This window comes from Arthrobacter sp. MDT1-49-2, from assembly GCF_059090185.1.
This window is the reverse complement of sequence record NZ_JBNHFK010000001.1, coordinates 158,805-175,474: the sequence shown is the minus strand read 5'-3', so window position 1 is coordinate 175,474 and position 16,670 is coordinate 158,805. Positions and strand designations below refer to the sequence as shown.

15 protein-coding genes are annotated in these 16,670 nt (G+C 66.8%); 9 read left to right on the top strand and 6 right to left on the bottom strand.

Translation table 11 applies throughout. From position 1 onward, the window contains the following. Positions 1-43: 43 nt before the first annotated feature. The 7 genes from AC5RTS_RS00830 (at position 44) to AC5RTS_RS00800 (ending at position 9,425) form a co-directional block, all read left to right on the top strand. Positions 44-2,014, top strand: coding sequence for a helix-turn-helix transcriptional regulator (locus AC5RTS_RS00830; protein ID WP_493990179.1), 1,971 nt, complete (start codon positions 44-46; stop codon positions 2,012-2,014). A 44-nt stretch (positions 2,015-2,058) separates the two neighbouring features. Next, positions 2,059-2,394: a hypothetical protein gene (locus AC5RTS_RS00825; RefSeq protein WP_493990178.1), complete on the top strand. Its 336-nt coding sequence runs from the start codon at positions 2,059-2,061 to the stop codon at positions 2,392-2,394. A 33-nt stretch (positions 2,395-2,427) separates the two neighbouring features. Then, positions 2,428-2,724, top strand: a complete 297-nt coding sequence (gene tatA, locus AC5RTS_RS00820; RefSeq protein ID WP_493990177.1) for a Sec-independent protein translocase subunit TatA — start codon at positions 2,428-2,430, stop codon at positions 2,722-2,724. Positions 2,725-2,771: 47 nt separating this feature from the next. Next, positions 2,772-3,557 (top strand): twin-arginine translocase subunit TatC, encoded by a 786-nt coding sequence (tatC, locus tag AC5RTS_RS00815; protein WP_493990176.1) that lies wholly within the window; start codon positions 2,772-2,774, stop codon positions 3,555-3,557. A 70-nt stretch (positions 3,558-3,627) separates the two neighbouring features. Continuing rightward, positions 3,628-6,480 carry a DEAD/DEAH box helicase gene (locus AC5RTS_RS00810; protein WP_493990175.1) on the top strand — a complete coding sequence of 951 codons (2,853 nt, stop codon included), beginning with the start codon at positions 3,628-3,630 and terminating at the stop codon, positions 6,478-6,480. A 51-nt stretch (positions 6,481-6,531) separates the two neighbouring features. After that, positions 6,532-8,181 carry an amidohydrolase gene (locus tag AC5RTS_RS00805; protein WP_493990174.1) on the top strand — a complete coding sequence of 550 codons (1,650 nt, stop codon included), beginning with the start codon at positions 6,532-6,534 and terminating at the stop codon, positions 8,179-8,181. A gap of 515 nt (positions 8,182-8,696) precedes the next feature. Then, entirely contained in the window at positions 8,697-9,425 is a 729-nt protein-coding gene (locus AC5RTS_RS00800; RefSeq protein ID WP_493990173.1) for a polyprenol monophosphomannose synthase, read from the top strand. Positions 9,426-9,520: 95 nt separating this feature from the next. On the opposite strand, the gene AC5RTS_RS00795 is transcribed toward AC5RTS_RS00800, so the two are convergent. The 4 genes from AC5RTS_RS00795 to AC5RTS_RS00780 form a co-directional block, all read right to left on the bottom strand. Further along, positions 9,521-9,868, bottom strand: coding sequence for an RNA polymerase-binding protein RbpA (locus AC5RTS_RS00795; RefSeq protein ID WP_493990172.1), 348 nt, complete (start codon positions 9,866-9,868; stop codon positions 9,521-9,523). A gap of 249 nt (positions 9,869-10,117) precedes the next feature. Continuing rightward, positions 10,118-11,092, bottom strand: a complete 975-nt coding sequence (locus AC5RTS_RS00790) for an SPFH domain-containing protein (protein WP_493990171.1) — start codon at positions 11,090-11,092, stop codon at positions 10,118-10,120. An 81-nt stretch (positions 11,093-11,173) separates the two neighbouring features. Continuing rightward, positions 11,174-11,683 (bottom strand): NfeD family protein, encoded by a 510-nt coding sequence (locus AC5RTS_RS00785; protein WP_493990170.1) that lies wholly within the window; start codon positions 11,681-11,683, stop codon positions 11,174-11,176. Between the two features lie 157 nt (positions 11,684-11,840). Next, a complete protein-coding gene (locus AC5RTS_RS00780; RefSeq protein WP_493990169.1) occupies positions 11,841-12,677 on the bottom strand; it encodes a methyltransferase domain-containing protein in 837 nt (278 codons plus the stop codon). 57 nt (positions 12,678-12,734) lie between these two features. Between AC5RTS_RS00780 and AC5RTS_RS00775 the strand changes: the two genes are divergently transcribed. Continuing rightward, positions 12,735-14,810, top strand: coding sequence for a S9 family peptidase (locus AC5RTS_RS00775; protein WP_493990168.1), 2,076 nt, complete (start codon positions 12,735-12,737; stop codon positions 14,808-14,810). Positions 14,811-14,813: 3 nt separating this feature from the next. On the opposite strand, the gene AC5RTS_RS00770 is transcribed toward AC5RTS_RS00775, so the two are convergent. Next, positions 14,814-15,398, bottom strand: a complete 585-nt coding sequence (locus AC5RTS_RS00770) for a peptide deformylase (RefSeq protein WP_493990483.1) — start codon at positions 15,396-15,398, stop codon at positions 14,814-14,816. An 85-nt stretch (positions 15,399-15,483) separates the two neighbouring features. Between AC5RTS_RS00770 and AC5RTS_RS00765 the strand changes: the two genes are divergently transcribed. After that, entirely contained in the window at positions 15,484-16,074 is a 591-nt protein-coding gene (locus AC5RTS_RS00765; RefSeq protein WP_493990167.1) for an SOUL family heme-binding protein, read from the top strand. Here the strand turns inward: AC5RTS_RS00765 and AC5RTS_RS00760 are convergent. Beyond that, positions 16,043-16,666: a GNAT family N-acetyltransferase gene (locus tag AC5RTS_RS00760; RefSeq protein ID WP_493990166.1), complete on the bottom strand. Its 624-nt coding sequence runs from the start codon at positions 16,664-16,666 to the stop codon at positions 16,043-16,045. The genes AC5RTS_RS00765 and AC5RTS_RS00760 overlap by 32 nt on opposite strands. Positions 16,667-16,670: the final 4 nt, after the last annotated feature.

The window sequence follows — 16,670 nt, the reverse complement described above, 5'->3', positions numbered from 1 at the left end:
CTTTGTCGTTTGTCCGGGTCCGAAGGAAGGTAGATTAGCTCCCGTGTCCGCCAAGAGAACCGAACGCCTGCTGAACCTGGTCATTGCCCTGCTCTCCACCCGCAGGGGCTTCACCAAGCACGAGCTGTTCGAAGAGATCGAACTGTATGCCGAGGCTTCCTCGCCGGAAGCCCGGGAGAAGCTGTTCGACCGGGACAAGGCCTTCCTGCGCGAGCAGGGGATCCCCGTGGAGTCCTACAGCGAGGACCCGATGTTCGAGGACAACACCATCCAGCGCTACCGGATCCGGCAGGACGCGTACCGGCTCCCCGGGGTCCGGTTCACCCCGGAGGAATCTGCGGTCCTCGGGCTCGCCGCGCGCATGTGGGACCAGGCCTCACTGGGCTCCGCGGCGGCCCGCGCCCTGCGCAAACTCCAGGCCCGCGGCGTCCTGCCCGAAGACGCCGGCCGGATTCCACTCCAGCCGACCATCCGCACCAATGACCCGCACTTCGACGAAATCTGGCAGGCCACCACCACCCGCACCCCGGTCACGTTCAGCTACCGGCCGGCCGGCGCCCTGGAGAACTCAACGCGCCGCGTGCAGCCCTGGGGCATGGGCAGCCGCTTCGGCCACTGGTACCTGGCCGGATACGACCTTGACCGCGACGCCGAGCGGATCTTCCGGCTGTCGCGGATGGACGGTCCCGTCCGGCTGCGGCCGGGAACCTACACCGTGCCTGCGGACTTTGACATTGACGCGTCCCTGGCCTCGCTTGACAGCGTGTTTCCCCCCACCCCGGCAGTCGTGGACGTGCGCGCAGGATCCGGTACGGCACTGCGCCTGGAGGCCGACGCCGTGACCGAGGGCTGCGCGGGCCGGGACCGGCTGCACCTGCGGGTCCGTGACCTTGACGCACTGGCCGCCGACACGGCCGCGTTGGGGGCCGCCGCCGTCGCCGTCGAACCCGCGGAGTACGTGGACAGGGTCCGTGCCGCACTCACCGCGGCCCTTGACGCCCAGGACAAACCGCTGCCGGCATTCAAACTTCAGGAGCCCCCGGCTCCGGGGCACCGGCAGGCCTCCGGCGCACAGGACCACCTCACCAGGCTCCTGGACCTGGTGCCCTACGTCCTCGCCAACCAGGGCGCGGACATGGCGGAAACCGCCGCCGTGTTCGGAGTGAGCAAGGAGCAGCTGGCCAAGGACCTGAACCTGCTCTTCGTCAGCGGACCGCGGCATTACCCCAACGGCCTGATGGATGTCAGTTTCGATGATGACCGGATCTACATTGAGAACGCCGACAACCTCTCCGAACCGGTACGTTTCGGGATGGACGAAGCCGCGGCACTGATCGTCGGACTGGACACCCTGTCGGCGCTCCCCGGCATCGGCTCCTCCGCGTCCGTCGCCAGCGCCCTGGAGAAGCTGGCCGCGGCGGCGGGGGAGTCCGGCGCGGTGGGAACCGCCGTCGCGGCACGGCTGGATGACTCGGCTGCCGGTCCCGTGCTGGCACAGCTGCAGCACGCCATCGCCGGCGCCCGCCAGCTGGAACTGCGCTATCTGGTACCCAGCCGCGACGAACTGACCGACCGGACGGTGGATCCGCGGCGCCTGTTCTCGGTGGACAACACCTGGTATCTGGAGGCATGGTGCCACCGGGCCGAAGCAACCCGCCACTTCCGGCTGGACCGCATCCACGGCGTCCGGGACAACGGCCCGGCACTGACCCACGCCCCCGAAACGGATACAGCCTTCCCGACGAACCTTTTTACGCCCGGGCCGTTGGACAGCCTCGTGGTGCTGGTCCTGGACCCCTCGGCCCTCTGGGTCGCTGAAGCGTACGACGCCGAACGGCGCGCGGAGCTGCCCGACGGCAGGACGGCAGTTGAGTTGCGCACAGCCCATACCGGCTGGATCCCGGCGTTCATTGCCCGGCTGGGCGGTGCCGCGGCCCTGGCTTCGCCGCCGGAGCTGCGATCCGCAACGCAGGCGTGGCTGAGGGAGGCTGCGGCGAACTATCCGCCCGCCTAGGAACCGTTGCGTTTGCGCACAGCAGACTCCACTATGCTGGGGGTATGCCTTGGTGGTCCTGGATACTCATTTGGCTTGCCCTCGCGGCAGGCGCGGCGGCTTTCTACGCCCTGATCGGCTACCGGCTCTTCCAACGGTTCCTCGGCATCGTGCGCGAGTTCGAAACCGCTTCAGCCAAACTGTCCTTCAGCGTCCCTGAGACGGTGCCGTCAACGGTCGTGGCGGAGGACTCCGGCGGGATCTTCATGGATCCCGCGGCGGCACGCACCTCTTATGAGGCAGGCAAGGCCGCACGCCGCGAAACCCGCCGGCAGCGGCGGATCGAACGCCGCAGGGCCAAGGGACAACCGCGCGCATGGCGCGATCTCCCGGATCTCTGACATAGAATTATCGCTCAACGAAAGGACCCCGCCATGAGGCTTGAAGGCTGGCAAATCATCGTCATTGTTGTACTGGCTATCCTGCTGTTCGGCGCGCCGAAGCTTCCGGGCCTGGCAAGGAGCGTCGGTCAGTCCCTGCGCATCTTCAAGTCCGAGGTTCGCCAGATGAAGGACGAAGACCCCAAACCTTCCACCGACCCGGTGGAGGGACACGTGGTGAACCCTGAGCAGCAGGCACCGTCCCAGACGTTCTTCCCCGGCCAGACCCCGCCGTCCGGCACCCCCGGCGGGTCCCCGGATTCCGCGGGTAACCCGCCAACCAGCCGCTAGCAGCCGTGGCGCTGCGTAAAGGGCGCAAATCCAACCCTGAAGGGCGGATGGCCCTCAAGGAGCATCTGCGGGAGTTCCGCAACCGCCTGGTCAAGGCCGCCGTCGCCGTGGTCCTGGGCACCGTGGGCGGTTTCTTCCTGTACCTGCCCGTTTTTGAAGCCCTGACCAAGCCCCTCCTTGATGCGGGCAACAGCGACGGCCGCTTCACCACGATCAACTTCGAGGGTGTCGCAACACCCTTCGACCAAATGATCCAGGTGTCGGTCTTTATCGGCCTGCTGGTCTCCAGCCCGGTCTGGCTCTATCAGGCGTGGGCCTTTGTCACACCCGGACTTAAGTCCAAGGAACGCCGGGCGGCCCTGGGTTTCCTCGCGGCCGCGGTGCCGCTGTTCCTGGCCGGGGTTTACCTGGCCTGGCTCATCCTGCCCAATGCCGTCCGGGTGCTGACGGAGTTCACCCCCGAGGGCGGCTCCAACGTCATCACCGCATCCGTCTATCTGGCGTTCGTGCTGCGCCTGTTGCTGGCCTTCGGCATCGCCTTCCTGATCCCCGTGTTCCTTGTCGGACTGAACCTGGCAGGGCTGCTCGCCGGAAAAACCGTGTTGAAGTACTGGCGGATCACCGTATTCGTGATCTGCCTGTTTGCGGCCATGGCAGCCCCCGGCGCGGATGCCCTGAGCATGTTCTACCTCGCCGCGCCCCTGCTGGTGCTGTTCGCCCTGGCCGTGGGTATCTGCCTAATCAATGACAAGCGGCGGATCCGCCGGCAGGCGGCCCGGGAAGCCGAGGTGGCCGCCGGGGTCAACACCGCCACACCCGTGCACGAGCTCTGACCGGCCCGGTCCGCGTTCGCCCACCGATGATATGGCGCAGTGCCGGGCAGACACAGCATAGGCTGGGTTTATGACGTCTCCTTCGGAGCGGTATCTCGCCGCAAAACAACGTTCCGAACACAAGAAAACCTCTCTGGGGATCTTCGAACAGTCACTCGGCTTTGATCTGGACGACTTCCAGACCGAAGCCTGCCGTTCCCTCGAAGCCGGCCGCGGTGTCCTGGTTGCCGCCCCGACCGGGGCAGGCAAAACGGTGGTAGGGGAGTTCGCCGTCTACCTTGCCCTCGAAAAGGGTTTGAAGGCCTTCTACACCACTCCCATCAAGGCCCTGAGCAACCAGAAATACACCGAGCTGGCGGCAGCCTACGGCAGTGAACGCGTGGGCCTGCTCACCGGGGACACCAGCATCAATCCCGACGCCGACGTGGTGGTGATGACCACCGAAGTGCTGCGCAACATGCTGTACTCCGATTCCGATGCGCTCATGGACCTCGGCTACGTAGTGATGGATGAAGTGCATTATCTGGCGGACCGTTTCCGGGGTGCCGTGTGGGAGGAAGTGATCATTCACCTTCCGTCCGACGTACTGGTTGCCTCGCTCAGTGCCACTGTCTCGAACGCCGAGGAATTCGGTGCCTGGCTGGACACCGTGCGGGGGGACACCGATGTGGTGGTCTCCGAACACCGTCCGGTTCCCCTCTGGCAGCACGTGATGGTGGGCAGGGACATTTACGACCTGTTTGAGTCCGATGTCTCCTTCGACCAGGCTGCAGGTGAACAGCCCGGGATCAAGGAACGCTACCGGGTAAACCCCGAACTGACGGAACTGGCGCGGGCTGAATCCCGTGTGAGCCAGCGCGGGCACTGGGGCGGACCGCGCGGTTCCTCCCGCGGCGGCCGCAGCGACCGCCACCGCGGCAACCGTCCCGGCGGCCACGGACACGGCGGTCCGCAGATTGCCCGCATCCCGCGCGCGTCCCGTCCGCAGGTCATCGCGCAGCTGGACCGCAACGGCCTGCTGCCGGCGATCACCTTCATCTTTTCCCGCAACGGGTGCGAGGGCGCCGTCCGGCAGTGCGTGGACGCCGGCCTGTGGCTGACCACCGAGGAGGAACGCCGGGAGATAGCCCGCGTAGTGGACGAGGCCACCCAGGACATCCCGGAGGATGACCTGGAGGTGCTGGGCTTCTGGACCTGGCGCGAAGGCCTGGTCCGCGGATTCGCCGCCCACCACGCCGGCATGCTGCCGACCTTCAAAGAAGTGGTGGAACGCCTGTTCGCCGCCGGCCTGGTCCGGGCCGTCTTCGCCACCGAAACACTCGCCCTGGGCATCAACATGCCGGCGCGTTCCGTGGTCCTGGAAAAGCTGGACAAGTTCAACGGGGAAGCCCACGTGGACATCACCGCGGGGGAGTACACCCAGCTCACCGGCCGCGCCGGACGCCGCGGAATCGACGTCGAAGGCCATGCCGTGGTGCTCTGGCAGCCCGGTACGGATCCCGCGGCGGTAGCCGGCCTGGCGTCGCGGCGGACCTACCCGCTGAACTCCAGTTTCCGGCCTACCTACAACATGAGCATCAACCTCATTGCCCAGTTCGGGCGGGAACGGGCGCGCGAGATCCTTGAATCCTCTTTCGCCCAGTTCCAGGCCGACCGTTCGGTGGTGGGCCTGGCCAAGCAGGTACGTTCCCGTGAGGAATCGCTGGCCGGATACGAGAAGGCGATGACTTGCCATCTCGGTGACTTCAACGAGTACTCGGCGCTTCGCCGTGAACTCTCGGACCTGGAATCCGCAGCTTCCAAGACCCGTGCCCGGAACAGGCGCAGCTCCGCCGCCGCATCGCTGGAGAACCTGCGGCCGGGTGACATCATCCTCATTCCCGGCGGCCGCATCGGCGGGCATGCCGTGGTCCTGGACGTCGATGCCTCGGCGCACGAGGTGCGCCCCGCGGTCCTGACGGAAGACAAGCAGCTCCGGCGGATCAGCAGCATGGACCTGGACGGACCCGCGGAGGCCGTATCGCACATCCGGATTCCCAAGTCCTTTAACTCCCGCTCACCCAAGGACCGGCGCGACCTCGCGTCCTCGCTCCGGAACGCCCTGCACGACCACCGGCCGCCGCGGCCTGCCGCTGCACGCGCCAATACGCTGCACACGGCCGGAACCGAACGGCAGGAAAAGGCCATCGCCGAACTGCGCCGCAAGCTGCGTGCGCACCCCTGCCACGGCTGCAGCGAACGGGAGGACCATGCCCGCTGGGCAGAGCGTTGGTGGAAGCTTCGCCGGGAAACCGACAACCTCGTGGGGCAGATCCGCGGCCGGACCAACACGATTGCCAAGACTTTTGACCGGGTCTGTGACGTCCTCACCCGCTACGGCTATGTTGCCCCGGATTCCTCCGGCACGGACGCCGTAACACCGGCCGGTCAGAAACTGCGGCGGATCTACGGCGAAAAGGACCTGCTGGTCGCGCTGGCACTGGAACAGGGGGCCTTCGACGACCTTGACGCCGCCGAGCTCGCCTGCCTTGCCACGGCCCTGGTCTACCAAGCCAAGCGCGAGGAACGCGGCCTGCGGCCCAAGATGCCCAGCATCTCGCTGGAAGTCGCGGTGGACACCGTCATCCGGCAGTGGTCCGAGCTGACCGATGTGGAAGAGGCATCCCGCCTTCCGGAGACCGGGGAACCCGAACTGGGCCTGGTCTGGCCGATGTACAAGTGGGTCAAGGGCAAGCACCTGCAGGTGGCCCTGAACGGCACCGAGCTGGCGGCCGGGGACTTTGTCCGCTGGGCCAAGCAGGTGATTGACCTGCTGGACCAGCTGGCCAAGGTGCCTGACCTGCCGCCGGGAATGCGCCGCCGCTTCCTCGACGCCATTGCCCTGGTGCGGCGCGGCGTCGTCGCCTACTCCAACGTGGGCTAACCCGCGTCCCGTCTCGTTGTACCAATAGTTCTACAGAAAACAGGTGAGTCCTTGAACGGCAGTCCCATCCAGAGCGCCCCCACCCTGACGCTCTACCGCAACGGCTCGGTCTACAGTGCCGCTGACCCTTTCGCCACCGCGATGCTCGTCGACGGCGACACCGTGGCATGGGTGGGTTCCGAACATGCCGCCACCTCCATCCAGGACAGCAGGATGCGCGTGGTGGACCTGCACGGCGCACTGGTGGCACCCGGATTCGTGGACGCGCATGTCCACACCACCGAGCTGGGCATGTCGCTCGAAACCCTTGACCTCAGCGGATGCACTTCCCTGGCCGACCTGCTCGGGCGGGTCAGCCGCTACGCGAGGGACACCGCTGGACTGATCCTCGGCTCCGGCTGGGATGAATCGTCCTGGCCCGAACGCCGGGTCCCCACCGCCGCGGAACTGGATGCAGCCTCCGGCAACCGGCCGGTTTACCTCTCCCGCACCGATGTCCACTGCGCGGTGGTTTCAGGCACCCTCGCAGCCGACATGCAGCTCCAGGAGTACGACGGGTGGAATAACGGCTTTGTGGTCCGCGCCGCCCACGAAGCCGCACGGACCGTCTCCCGAGCCATCGGCCCGGACCAGCGTGCGGTTTTCCAAGTCGCAGCGCTGAAGCATGCAGCCTCCCGCGGCGTAGTGGCCGTGACGGAAATGGCCGCCCCGCACATCGCGCCCCCCGAGGATCTGCGCAGGCTCCTTGGACTCGACGGCCCTCTGTCCGACTCTGTGCTGCCGCAGGTGCTGCCGTACTGGGGCCAGCTGGTGGAGACCGAGGCGCAGGTCACCGGGCTGCTGGATTTCTTTGAGGGCAGGCTGCTCGGCCTGGCCGGAGACCTGAACATTGACGGTTCCATCGGTGCCAGGACGGCAGCCCTGCGTGAGCCCTATGCGGATGAACCGGGCAGCACCGGCACCGTGTACCTGACACCGGAACAGGTGGGCCGGCACCTGGAGCTGATGACCCGTGCCGGGCTGCAGGGCGGCTTCCACGTTATCGGCGACGCCGGCATGGACGTTGCCCTGGCGGGGCTGCGCATTGCCGCCGACGCAGTGGGGGAGGCAGCCATCCGCGCGGCCCATCACCGGCTCGAGCATGCCGAAATGACCGATGATGCGGCTATCGCCGAGCTGCTGCGGTTCGGGGTGGGCGTCAGTCTGCAACCGGGCTTTGACGCCGCCTGGGGTGCCCCGGGCGGGCTGTACGAGCAGCGGCTGGGGGACCGGAGCCGGGGAATGAACCGGATGGCTTCGCTGCTCTCCGCAGGTGTTCCCGTGGCCCTGGGCTCGGACACCCCGGTCCTGGCCGTGGATCCCTGGGCCGGGGTACGGGCAGCCGTCTTCCACTCGAACCCGCGGGAACGGGTTTCGGCCCGGGCGGCGTTCATCGGACACACCCGGGCAGGCTGGCGCGCGGCAGGTGAGAGCAACTTCATGCTCGGCCAACTCGCTCCCGGCGCGCCGGCATCTTTTGCCGTCTGGGAGGTGCAGGAACTAATGGTGCAGACCCCTGATGCCAATGTGTCGGCATGGAGCACGGATCCCCGGGCAGGCACGCCCCTGCTTCCGGCCCTTGATACCGGGGAGGACCCGCGCTGCCTGCAGACCGTCCATAACGGCACCGAGCTGTACCGTGTATCGGATCTGGACGCGTAGCGGCCGGAACCTCAAAAAACCCGGCCGATGAATGGACCGCAGAATGTGCTCCTGACCTGCACCAATGCAGGATAGGACCTAGTCAGCAGCCTTATTGACAGTTTTGGGTCAGCACGTAGGCTATGAGAACCGCAGTCGGAACCGTCCGTTTCGAAGGCGCACAGAGGCTTTGTCCGGCTACACCCGGCCGTCGTTTTTGTGTTGCCCGGATCGGCCGTGACCGCGCTGCAAGGGCCGCAGTAAAACGCGCCGGGGTCTCGTGTATGCCGCAGGCCGCCGGTCACCGGGTCCAGTATTAGCGCACTCGGGTGGGTTCAACCGTCAGTAGAAAACAGGCCCGGCATTGAGCCGGTACTGGCCCGAAGACGGCTGGACCCGCCCGGTTGTGCGCGACTCCGGGCTGCGGGGCGGAAGGACACCAACACGCACTCCCATATACTGGGTACTCTGCCGGGGGAGAGATCCCCGTGCCGGCCGCGAACAGCGGCGGCGTGTGTCCACGAAAGGCTTAGCGAGTGCGTGTCCTGACCATCATCCCTACTTACAACGAAATCGAGTCGCTTCCCATAACGCTCAAGCGTCTTCGGAATGCCGTCCCCGATTCGGATGTATTGATTGCGGACGATAACAGCCCGGATGGTACCGGCGCCTATGCCGACGAAATCGCCGCCACGGACCCCCAGGTGCACGTGCTGCACCGCCGGGGCAAGGAAGGCCTTGGCGCCGCCTACATCGCAGGCTTCCGGTGGGGACTGGAGCGCGGTTACGACATCCTCGTCGAGATGGATGCAGACGGGTCGCACCGCCCCGAGGAACTGCCGCGCCTGCTTGCCGCATCCAAGGCCGGTGCAGACCTGGTCATCGGCTCGCGCTGGGTGCCGGGTGGCACTGTGGTGAACTGGCCGCTGCGCCGGAAGCTGCTCTCCCGCGCCGGGAGTACCTACTCCCGTCTTATGCTCGGCATCCCGGTCCGGGATATCACCGCCGGCTACCGGGCCTTCCGCCGCGGCACCCTGGAGCAGCTGGATCTTGGCGCCGTGGAGTCCGTGGGCTACGGGTTCCAGGTGGATATGACCTTCCGGGTGGCCCGGATGGGTCTGCGGATCACCGAGGTGCCCATCACGTTCGTGGAGCGTGAACTCGGTGCCTCCAAAATGAGCGGCAACATTGTGGTGGAAGCCATCGCCAACGTCACCCGCTGGGGTCTCTCGGCCAGATGGCAAAAGCTGACCGGCCGCGGCTAGGTCTCCGGGCACAAAAAAAGCAGGGCGGCTGCCATAGAGGCGGCCGCCCTGCTTTTTTCTTTCCCGGGGCCGAGGCCCGGTGGAACGCAGGAAGACTAGGCGCTGGTACGCTCTCCGCGGCGTTCGCGCAGGATCGTCAGGCGGTCCTGGAGGATCTGCTCGAGTTCCTCGATGCTGCGGCGCTCCAACAGCATGTCCCAGTGCGTACGCACCGGCTTGTCATTGCTGGTGTCCGGCTTCTCGCCGTCGACCAGAAGCGCTTCCTTGCCGGTCTTGGAAATCCAGACCGGGGGAATGTCCGCTTCGGCAGCGAAAGTTACGAAAACACGCTCGCCGTCCTCACAGCGGTATTCCACCCGCTGGCGGGGAGCCGGCTCCACGCCGGATTCAGTCTCCATGCTCTGCGCGCCCAGGCGCATACCCCGCAGGCTACGATCGCTCATCTTTTCTCCCTCATCAATACGCTGGATCCGCTGGCGGACCCTCTGTCATGCCGGTGCCGTCGCCCTGTCATCCCGGGTGGGCGTCCGGCCGGCCACCCCTGGCCGCCTGTTGCCTTTGGAACAACGCCGACGACGCCGCCGCTGTTCCCGGTACTGTTGTTCCCGGTGCTTCCCGCCGCGTTTGGCGGCCGTTGCCCGGCAAACAGTCAATTATACCGGCTGTGAACTGCCACCGGCTACCACAGGGGCTTAGGCGTAGTCCGCCGGATCCGAGGCGCCGGACGGGGCTGTTCCGTTCTGTGCCGAAACGGAACCGTTGGCGGAATGCTGCTTGGGATCAGGCACAAAGTCGCCCAGCGCACTTCCGACACCCTTCAGGGCCTCACCGAGTTCACTGGGAATGATCCAGACCTTGTTCGAGCTGCCTTCGGCGAGCTTGGGCAGGGTCTGCAGGTACTGGTAGGCGAGCAGCTTCTGGTCCGGGTTCCCCTTGTGAATGGCACCGAAGACCTTCGCAATGGCCTGGGCCTCGCCGTCGGCGCGCAGGATCGCGGCCTTCGCGTCGCCTTCGGCGGCGAGGATGGCCGCCTGCCGGCGTCCTTCCGCGGTCAGGATCTGCGACTGCTTGGAGCCCTCGGCTGTCAGGACGGTGGCGCGGCGTTCCCGCTCGGCGCGCATCTGCTTTTCCATGGAATCCTGGATGGTCAGCGGGGGAGCGATGGTCTTCAGTTCCACCCGCGAAACGCGGATCCCCCAGCGGCCGGTGGCTTCATCGAGTACGCCACGCAGCTGGCCGTTGATCTGGTCCCGGGAGGTGAGCGCCTCTTCCAGGTTCAGTCCGCCCACAACGTTTCGCAGGGTCGTAATGGTCAGCTGCTCCACACCCTGGATGTAATTGGCAATCTCATAGGTCGCGGCCCGGGCGTCGGTCACCTGGAAATACACCACGGTGTCAATGGAGACAACCAGGCTGTCCTCGGTGATGACCTGCTGGGGCGGGAAGGACACCACCTGTTCGCGCAGGTCCAGCAGCGGCAGCATGCGGTCAACGAAAGGAATCAGGATGGTCAGGCCCGGGGTCAGGGTCCGCTGGTATTTGCCGAGGCGTTCCACCACTCCGGCCCGGGCCTGCGGCACGATCTTGACGGCCTTGACCAGGACCACCAGGACAAAAATCACCAGGACGGCTAGAACTACTATCAGGACGGCTGTTCCCGTTCCCATATTCCCCCTCGGGTTGGCGCGGGATCCACGGACCCTGCTGCTGTTGTCTTCCGGTGCGGCGGCGCCGTCCCGGCTGAGTCGTTAGTGCGCTTCGTTTTTGTTCGGGGCAGGATGCTGCGCGGCACCGCTGCTTTCGGCCGCTTCCACGACGGCGGTAGCGCCGTCGATCCGTGCAACGCTGACCTGCACGCCGGCCGGCAGCACGGTGGAGGAATCAGCGTTGCGTGCCGACCAGGTCTCCCCGCCGATCTTGACCGTTCCCGCCGTGCCCGAGACGGGTTCGAGGGTCAGTGCGGGACCGCCCACCAGGCGGTCGATGTTTGACAGCTGGTCCTTGGTGCTGTGCCTGAGGTGCCTTAGCGCCAGCGGACGCACCACGCCGATCATCAGGACGGAAACCAGCGCAAAGATCACCACCTGCAGGAAAAGCGGTGCGGCAAAGAGGGAGGCGATCATGGCGGCCAGTGCCCCGACCGACAGCATTGCGAAGAACAGGTCCAGGGTGAGCGCTTCAACAGCGGCAAAGCCCAGGAAGAGCACCAGCCAGAGCGCCCAGCCATAGCTGAGCATCCATTCGAAAACGTCCTGCATCGTGATATCCCCTCGGCTTCCCCGGTCCGCCGCCTGGGTCGTCATGCTGGGCGCCGGGCTCCGGTATGTTGCGGGCGTATTCGTTCATTCTGCCTGAATAACTGCCTTAGACCTAGGGCCGGGGGCACCGGATGGATAACGTTTTGTAAAGGTGTGCCTACTCTGCCCGGAACATCTGCAGGGTGAATGAGGCTGTGACCTGCATCGGGTCCGGCAGCGCGGCAACCGCAGCGCCAAGGGCCGCCTCGTCCAGGTGCCGGGCCGAAGGGCCCATGAGTGCCACGTTCCGAATGTCCAGCGCAGAAAGCTGCATCGGGTAGGTGCAGATGCCGGTGTGTACGGGGGTGAATCCCGGGGCGACGGCCGCCGCGACGTCCTCTTCCTTGTTGCCGGCAATGTCCAGCATCCCTGCCGCAGCGCGGATTTCCTGCAGGTGTTCGGGCCGGGGCGTCACCACCGCAAGAACCCCGCCAGGCGAGAGAACCCGGCGGAACTCCGCAGGGTTCCGGGGAGCGAAGACATTCAGCACCACATCCACGGACCCGTCCGGCAGCGGGAGCCGCCGCCACACATCCCACGCCAGGCAGTACGTGTCCGGCAGTGCACGGGCCGCCCGGCGCAACGCGTATTTGGAGATGTCCAGTGCCACCGCCGTTGCGGACGGCAGGGATGCGAGCACCTCGGCCAGGTAGTAGCCCGTGCCCGCGCCGGCGTCGAGCACTACTGCCGGTTCCGGCGCCGACTGCGCGGCCAGCCGCGCGAGTTCCGCCGCCAGCGGCAGGTAATGGCCGACGGCCAGGAAGTCGGTGCGGGCAGCCACCATTGCGGCGGTGTCCGCCTGGAATTTCGTGCCGCTGCCGGTAAGCAGATTGAAATAGCCCTGCTTTGCGGCGTCATAACGGTGTCCGGCCGGGCAGGTAAGCGTCCGGCGCGCCGGGTCCGGTTCAAGCCTTCCACCGCAGACGGGACAGGCGAGTTGCGGCTGGGAAGGCATATGTCCATCCTAAGGCGGCAGTTGGCCGGGAAGCCGGGCATGATTAGGCTTCGAAGCGTGAAACCATGTGACCTGCCTCTCCTCAATTCCCTTTCCGCCCCGGCCGTCCACCCGGACGCCCTGCACTGCGTGGTATCGGTGACCCGCCCCGATTTTGCCGCCGACGCCTACGCCGGGCAGTTGTGGCGGGTCCCCCTGGCCGGGGCCGGCCGCCCGCGACGGCTCACCCGCGGCTTCCGGGACAGCCTGCCGAAGTACAGTCCCGACGGCGCGTGCCTCGGCTTCCTGCGCGCCGATGCCGGCGAACCGCCCCAGTTATTCGTGCTGGGTGCGGGCAGCGGCGAACCGGTCCGGCTGACGGACGCGAAGCTGGGCGTCAGCTGGTTCTCCTTTTCCCCGGACGGGAAGCAGGTGGTTTTCTCCGCCCGCGTGCCTGAGGAAGGCCGGTACGGCACCGTCAAAGGCGTCCCCGCCGCTGCCGAGGACCCCCGTCTGGTCACTACGCTGAAGTACAGGATGAACGGAACCGGTTACACGGGGGACAAGCCCACGCAGGTCTTCCTGCTGGATCTGCCGGACCTGGACGCCGAGCCGTATGTTGCACCCCGGGGGCGCGCGGCCTCCGGGCAGGCGGCCGCCGGGCAGGCGGCCGCCGGGCAGGACACCGAGACGGGATCTGCCGGGGTGCCTGCCGCCCGGCAGCTCACCACCGCACCGGCCGATCATCTGCAGCCGGTCTTCTCGGCGGACGGGACCCGGGTCCTTTATACCCGGGACCGGGATGACACCTCGCTGGTCGCTGATGTTTACAGCATCACGACCGATGGTTCCGGACTGCGGAAGCTGACCAACCCGGTCGGCCGGATTCCGCTGTCCGTTTCGGATCCGGTGGAAAGCGCCAACGGGGTGTGGCTGTTCTACCTCGGCCAGGAGCTCACGGAAAGCGGCACGGACTTCGTGGCACGCAATACTGCCCTGTACGCAGCCCCGACCGCGGATCCGACCGACGTCCGGAGGCTCACTGATCCCGAAGGCACCGACCTCGCCGAGGGTACGGTCCTTCCCCATCGTGCAGCTGAGGTACTTGTCTTTAACCGGCACCGGGGCACGGGCGAACTCCTCTCCGTGGATCCGCGGGGCGGCGTGCAGACGCTGGTCTCCGGCCCGCAGGTGGTTACCGCCGCCGGTTCCGCTGAGGGCACCATTGTGGTGACGTACACGGATGCAGGCACCGCGGGCGACCTGGCCGTCGTCGAGGAAAGCGGCCTCCGGACGATCACGGATTTCTCCGCGACCCTGCGGGAACAGTGCCCGGCATCGCTGCCGCTGGAGGAAACCTATTCCTCCGCCGACGGCTACCCGGTGCACGGCTGGCTGGCGCTGCCCGAGGGCCCCGGCCCGCATCCGGTGCTGCTCAACATCCACGGCGGTCCCTTTGCCCAGTACGGGTGGGGTTACTTCGATGAAACCCAGATCTACACGCGCGCGGGCTATGCGGTGCTCATGTGCAATCCGCGCGGATCGGCCGGCTACGGCCAGGAACACGGCAGGGCCATCAAGGGTGCGATGGGAACCCATGACCTTGCCGATGTCCTGGCGTATGTCGACGGCGCCCTCGCCGCCCACCCGGAGCTGGACGGCAGCCGGCTGGGGATCATGGGCGGGTCCTACGGCGGCTACCTCACGGCGTGGACCATCGCCCACGACCACCGGTTCACTGCTGCGGTGGTGGAACGCGGCTTCCTGGACCCGCTGTCCTTCATCGGTTCCGCAGATATCGGCTGGTTCTTCAGCGCCGGGTACACCGGCACCGACCAGGCAGGGGTGCTGGCGCAGAGTCCGATGGCGTGCGTGGAGTCCGTCCGCACACCTACCTTCGTGGTGCACTCCGAAAATGACCTGCGCTGCCCGGTGGAACAGGCCCAGCGCTACTACACCGCGCTGAAACTCCGCTCCGTGCCCACGCAGATGCTGCTTTTCCCGGGGGAGAACCACGAACTCTCCCGCAGCGGTACGCCCTGGCACCGCCGGCAGCGTTTTGAGCACCTGCTGGACTGGTGGGCGCGGTGGCTACCGACGGCGCAGAATCCTGCCCGGGACCAGGCCCGGGACGCGGAGCCTGCGGCAGTGTAGGAGCTAGAACCCGAGCACGTGCCGGGCCTCACCGATATCCGGCGAGGCCCAGCGCCGGGCATATTCGGTATTGCTGCACAGGGAGCGGGTCAGCATCCGGTCCACGTAGACGGTCCCGTAGAGGTGGTCCGTTTCATGCTGGACAATGCGTGCCTGCCATCCGCTGAACCGCTCCATGTGCTGCCGGGACTGCGGGTCGGTGTAATCCAGCACCACTGACGTATGCCTGCGGACCACCCCCTGGTATCCCTCAAAGGACAGACAGCCTTCATAGAACTCCGCGGACTTCTCGCCGTCGGCCTCGTAGCGGGGGTTAATGATGGTGAAGAAGGGCAGGGGAGACCGCTTCCGGACTGCCGCCACCTCTTCGCCCACCTCGAAGGTGTCTTCAAGCACGGCGATCTGCAGCGGAATACCCAGCTGGGGTGCCGCGAGCCCCACGCCGGGAGCGGCATGCATAACCCTGCGCATCAGGCTGATCAGGGCCTGCAGTTCGGCTGCGTCCAGTTCGCCGTCGAACGGCAGCGCAGTACGCCGGAGGGCGGGGTGTCCGAGCTGGACAATCGGCACAAGATCCTGCTCCAGCATAGGAAGAACCAGGTCGCGCAGCAGGGCAGTGGATTCGGTGGGCACCGCTTTATCCTAGTGCTCTCCACGCTGTTCTCGTGCGCTCATGAAGCGTACCCTCAACCGCACCATGACCGAGCAGCAGCCGTATACGGTCCTGGGCCGATACCCCGGGTTCGAACTGCGCCATTATCCGGCGCACATCCTGGCCCAGGTAACCGTGAATGCCGGGTTCGAAGGCGCGGGCAATACCGGGTTCAGGCATCTTTTTGCCTACATCAGCGGGCAGAATTCCTCCCGGGGAGTACTGGAGCCGTATCCGCCCGGTGAGGTGCGGTTCGCGGAAACGCTGGCCATGACGGCTCCGGTGCTGTTGGAGCCCAGCCCCGTCCCAGGCGCCTACAGCGTGGCTTTTATCCTCCCTGCCGATCTCACCGCACATACAGCACCGGTGCCGGAGGACCCGGCGGTGAGCATCATCCCGGTGCCGGGGCAGACAGGCGCTGCCGCTTCCTTTACCGGCCGGTGGAGCGAGGCCAACTACCGGGGCCATTTGGCCGGGCTGCTGGGGGCGCTCTCCGCAGAGGGCTTCACGCCCGTGGGCAGTCCGCGCTTCGCCCGGTTCGATCCGCCGTACCGCCCCTGGTTCCTGCGCCGCAACGAAGTCATTCAGGACGTGGAGGGGCCGGGGGACTGACGTCCGGTTCCCGCCCGGTGCCGGGCAGGGCGGTCCAGGGCAGTTTGTCGGTCCAGGGCAGCGGAACCGCGTCAGGCCACGGATCGGTGGCCAGCCGGGAATGCGTTTCGACGTCGAACCGCCGGGACCCGTAGCGGAGTTTCGCCCGTTCGATTCCTTCCACCCGAAAGCCTGCCCGGATGGCGACCCGGCACGAGGCCGGATTGTTCGTCCGGTGGCCAAGCTCCAGCCTGAACAGCCCACCTTCCGTCAATGCCCACTCCACAGCGGCTGCCACTGCCCGCACGGCGAGGCCCCGGCCGCGCACCGCCGGGCCCAGCCAGTAGGAAACCCACGCCGTGCCGTGGCGGGCGTCGATGGCACTGATTCCGACGCTGCCGGCCGCGGTTCCGCCGACGTCGACGGCGAAGTCCTGCCGGCCCGCACCTTGGGCGCCAAGCAGGTACTCCAGATAGGCTGCGGCGCCCGGCGAGTCCGGCACCCCGGCCCCCAGCTGGCGTTGCAGGCCCGGGTCCGCCTCGACGGATTCGTGCAACGCAACCGCGTCGCCGGCCTCCCACGGACGCAGAAAGGCCGCCGGGGTTGCGGTCATGTCC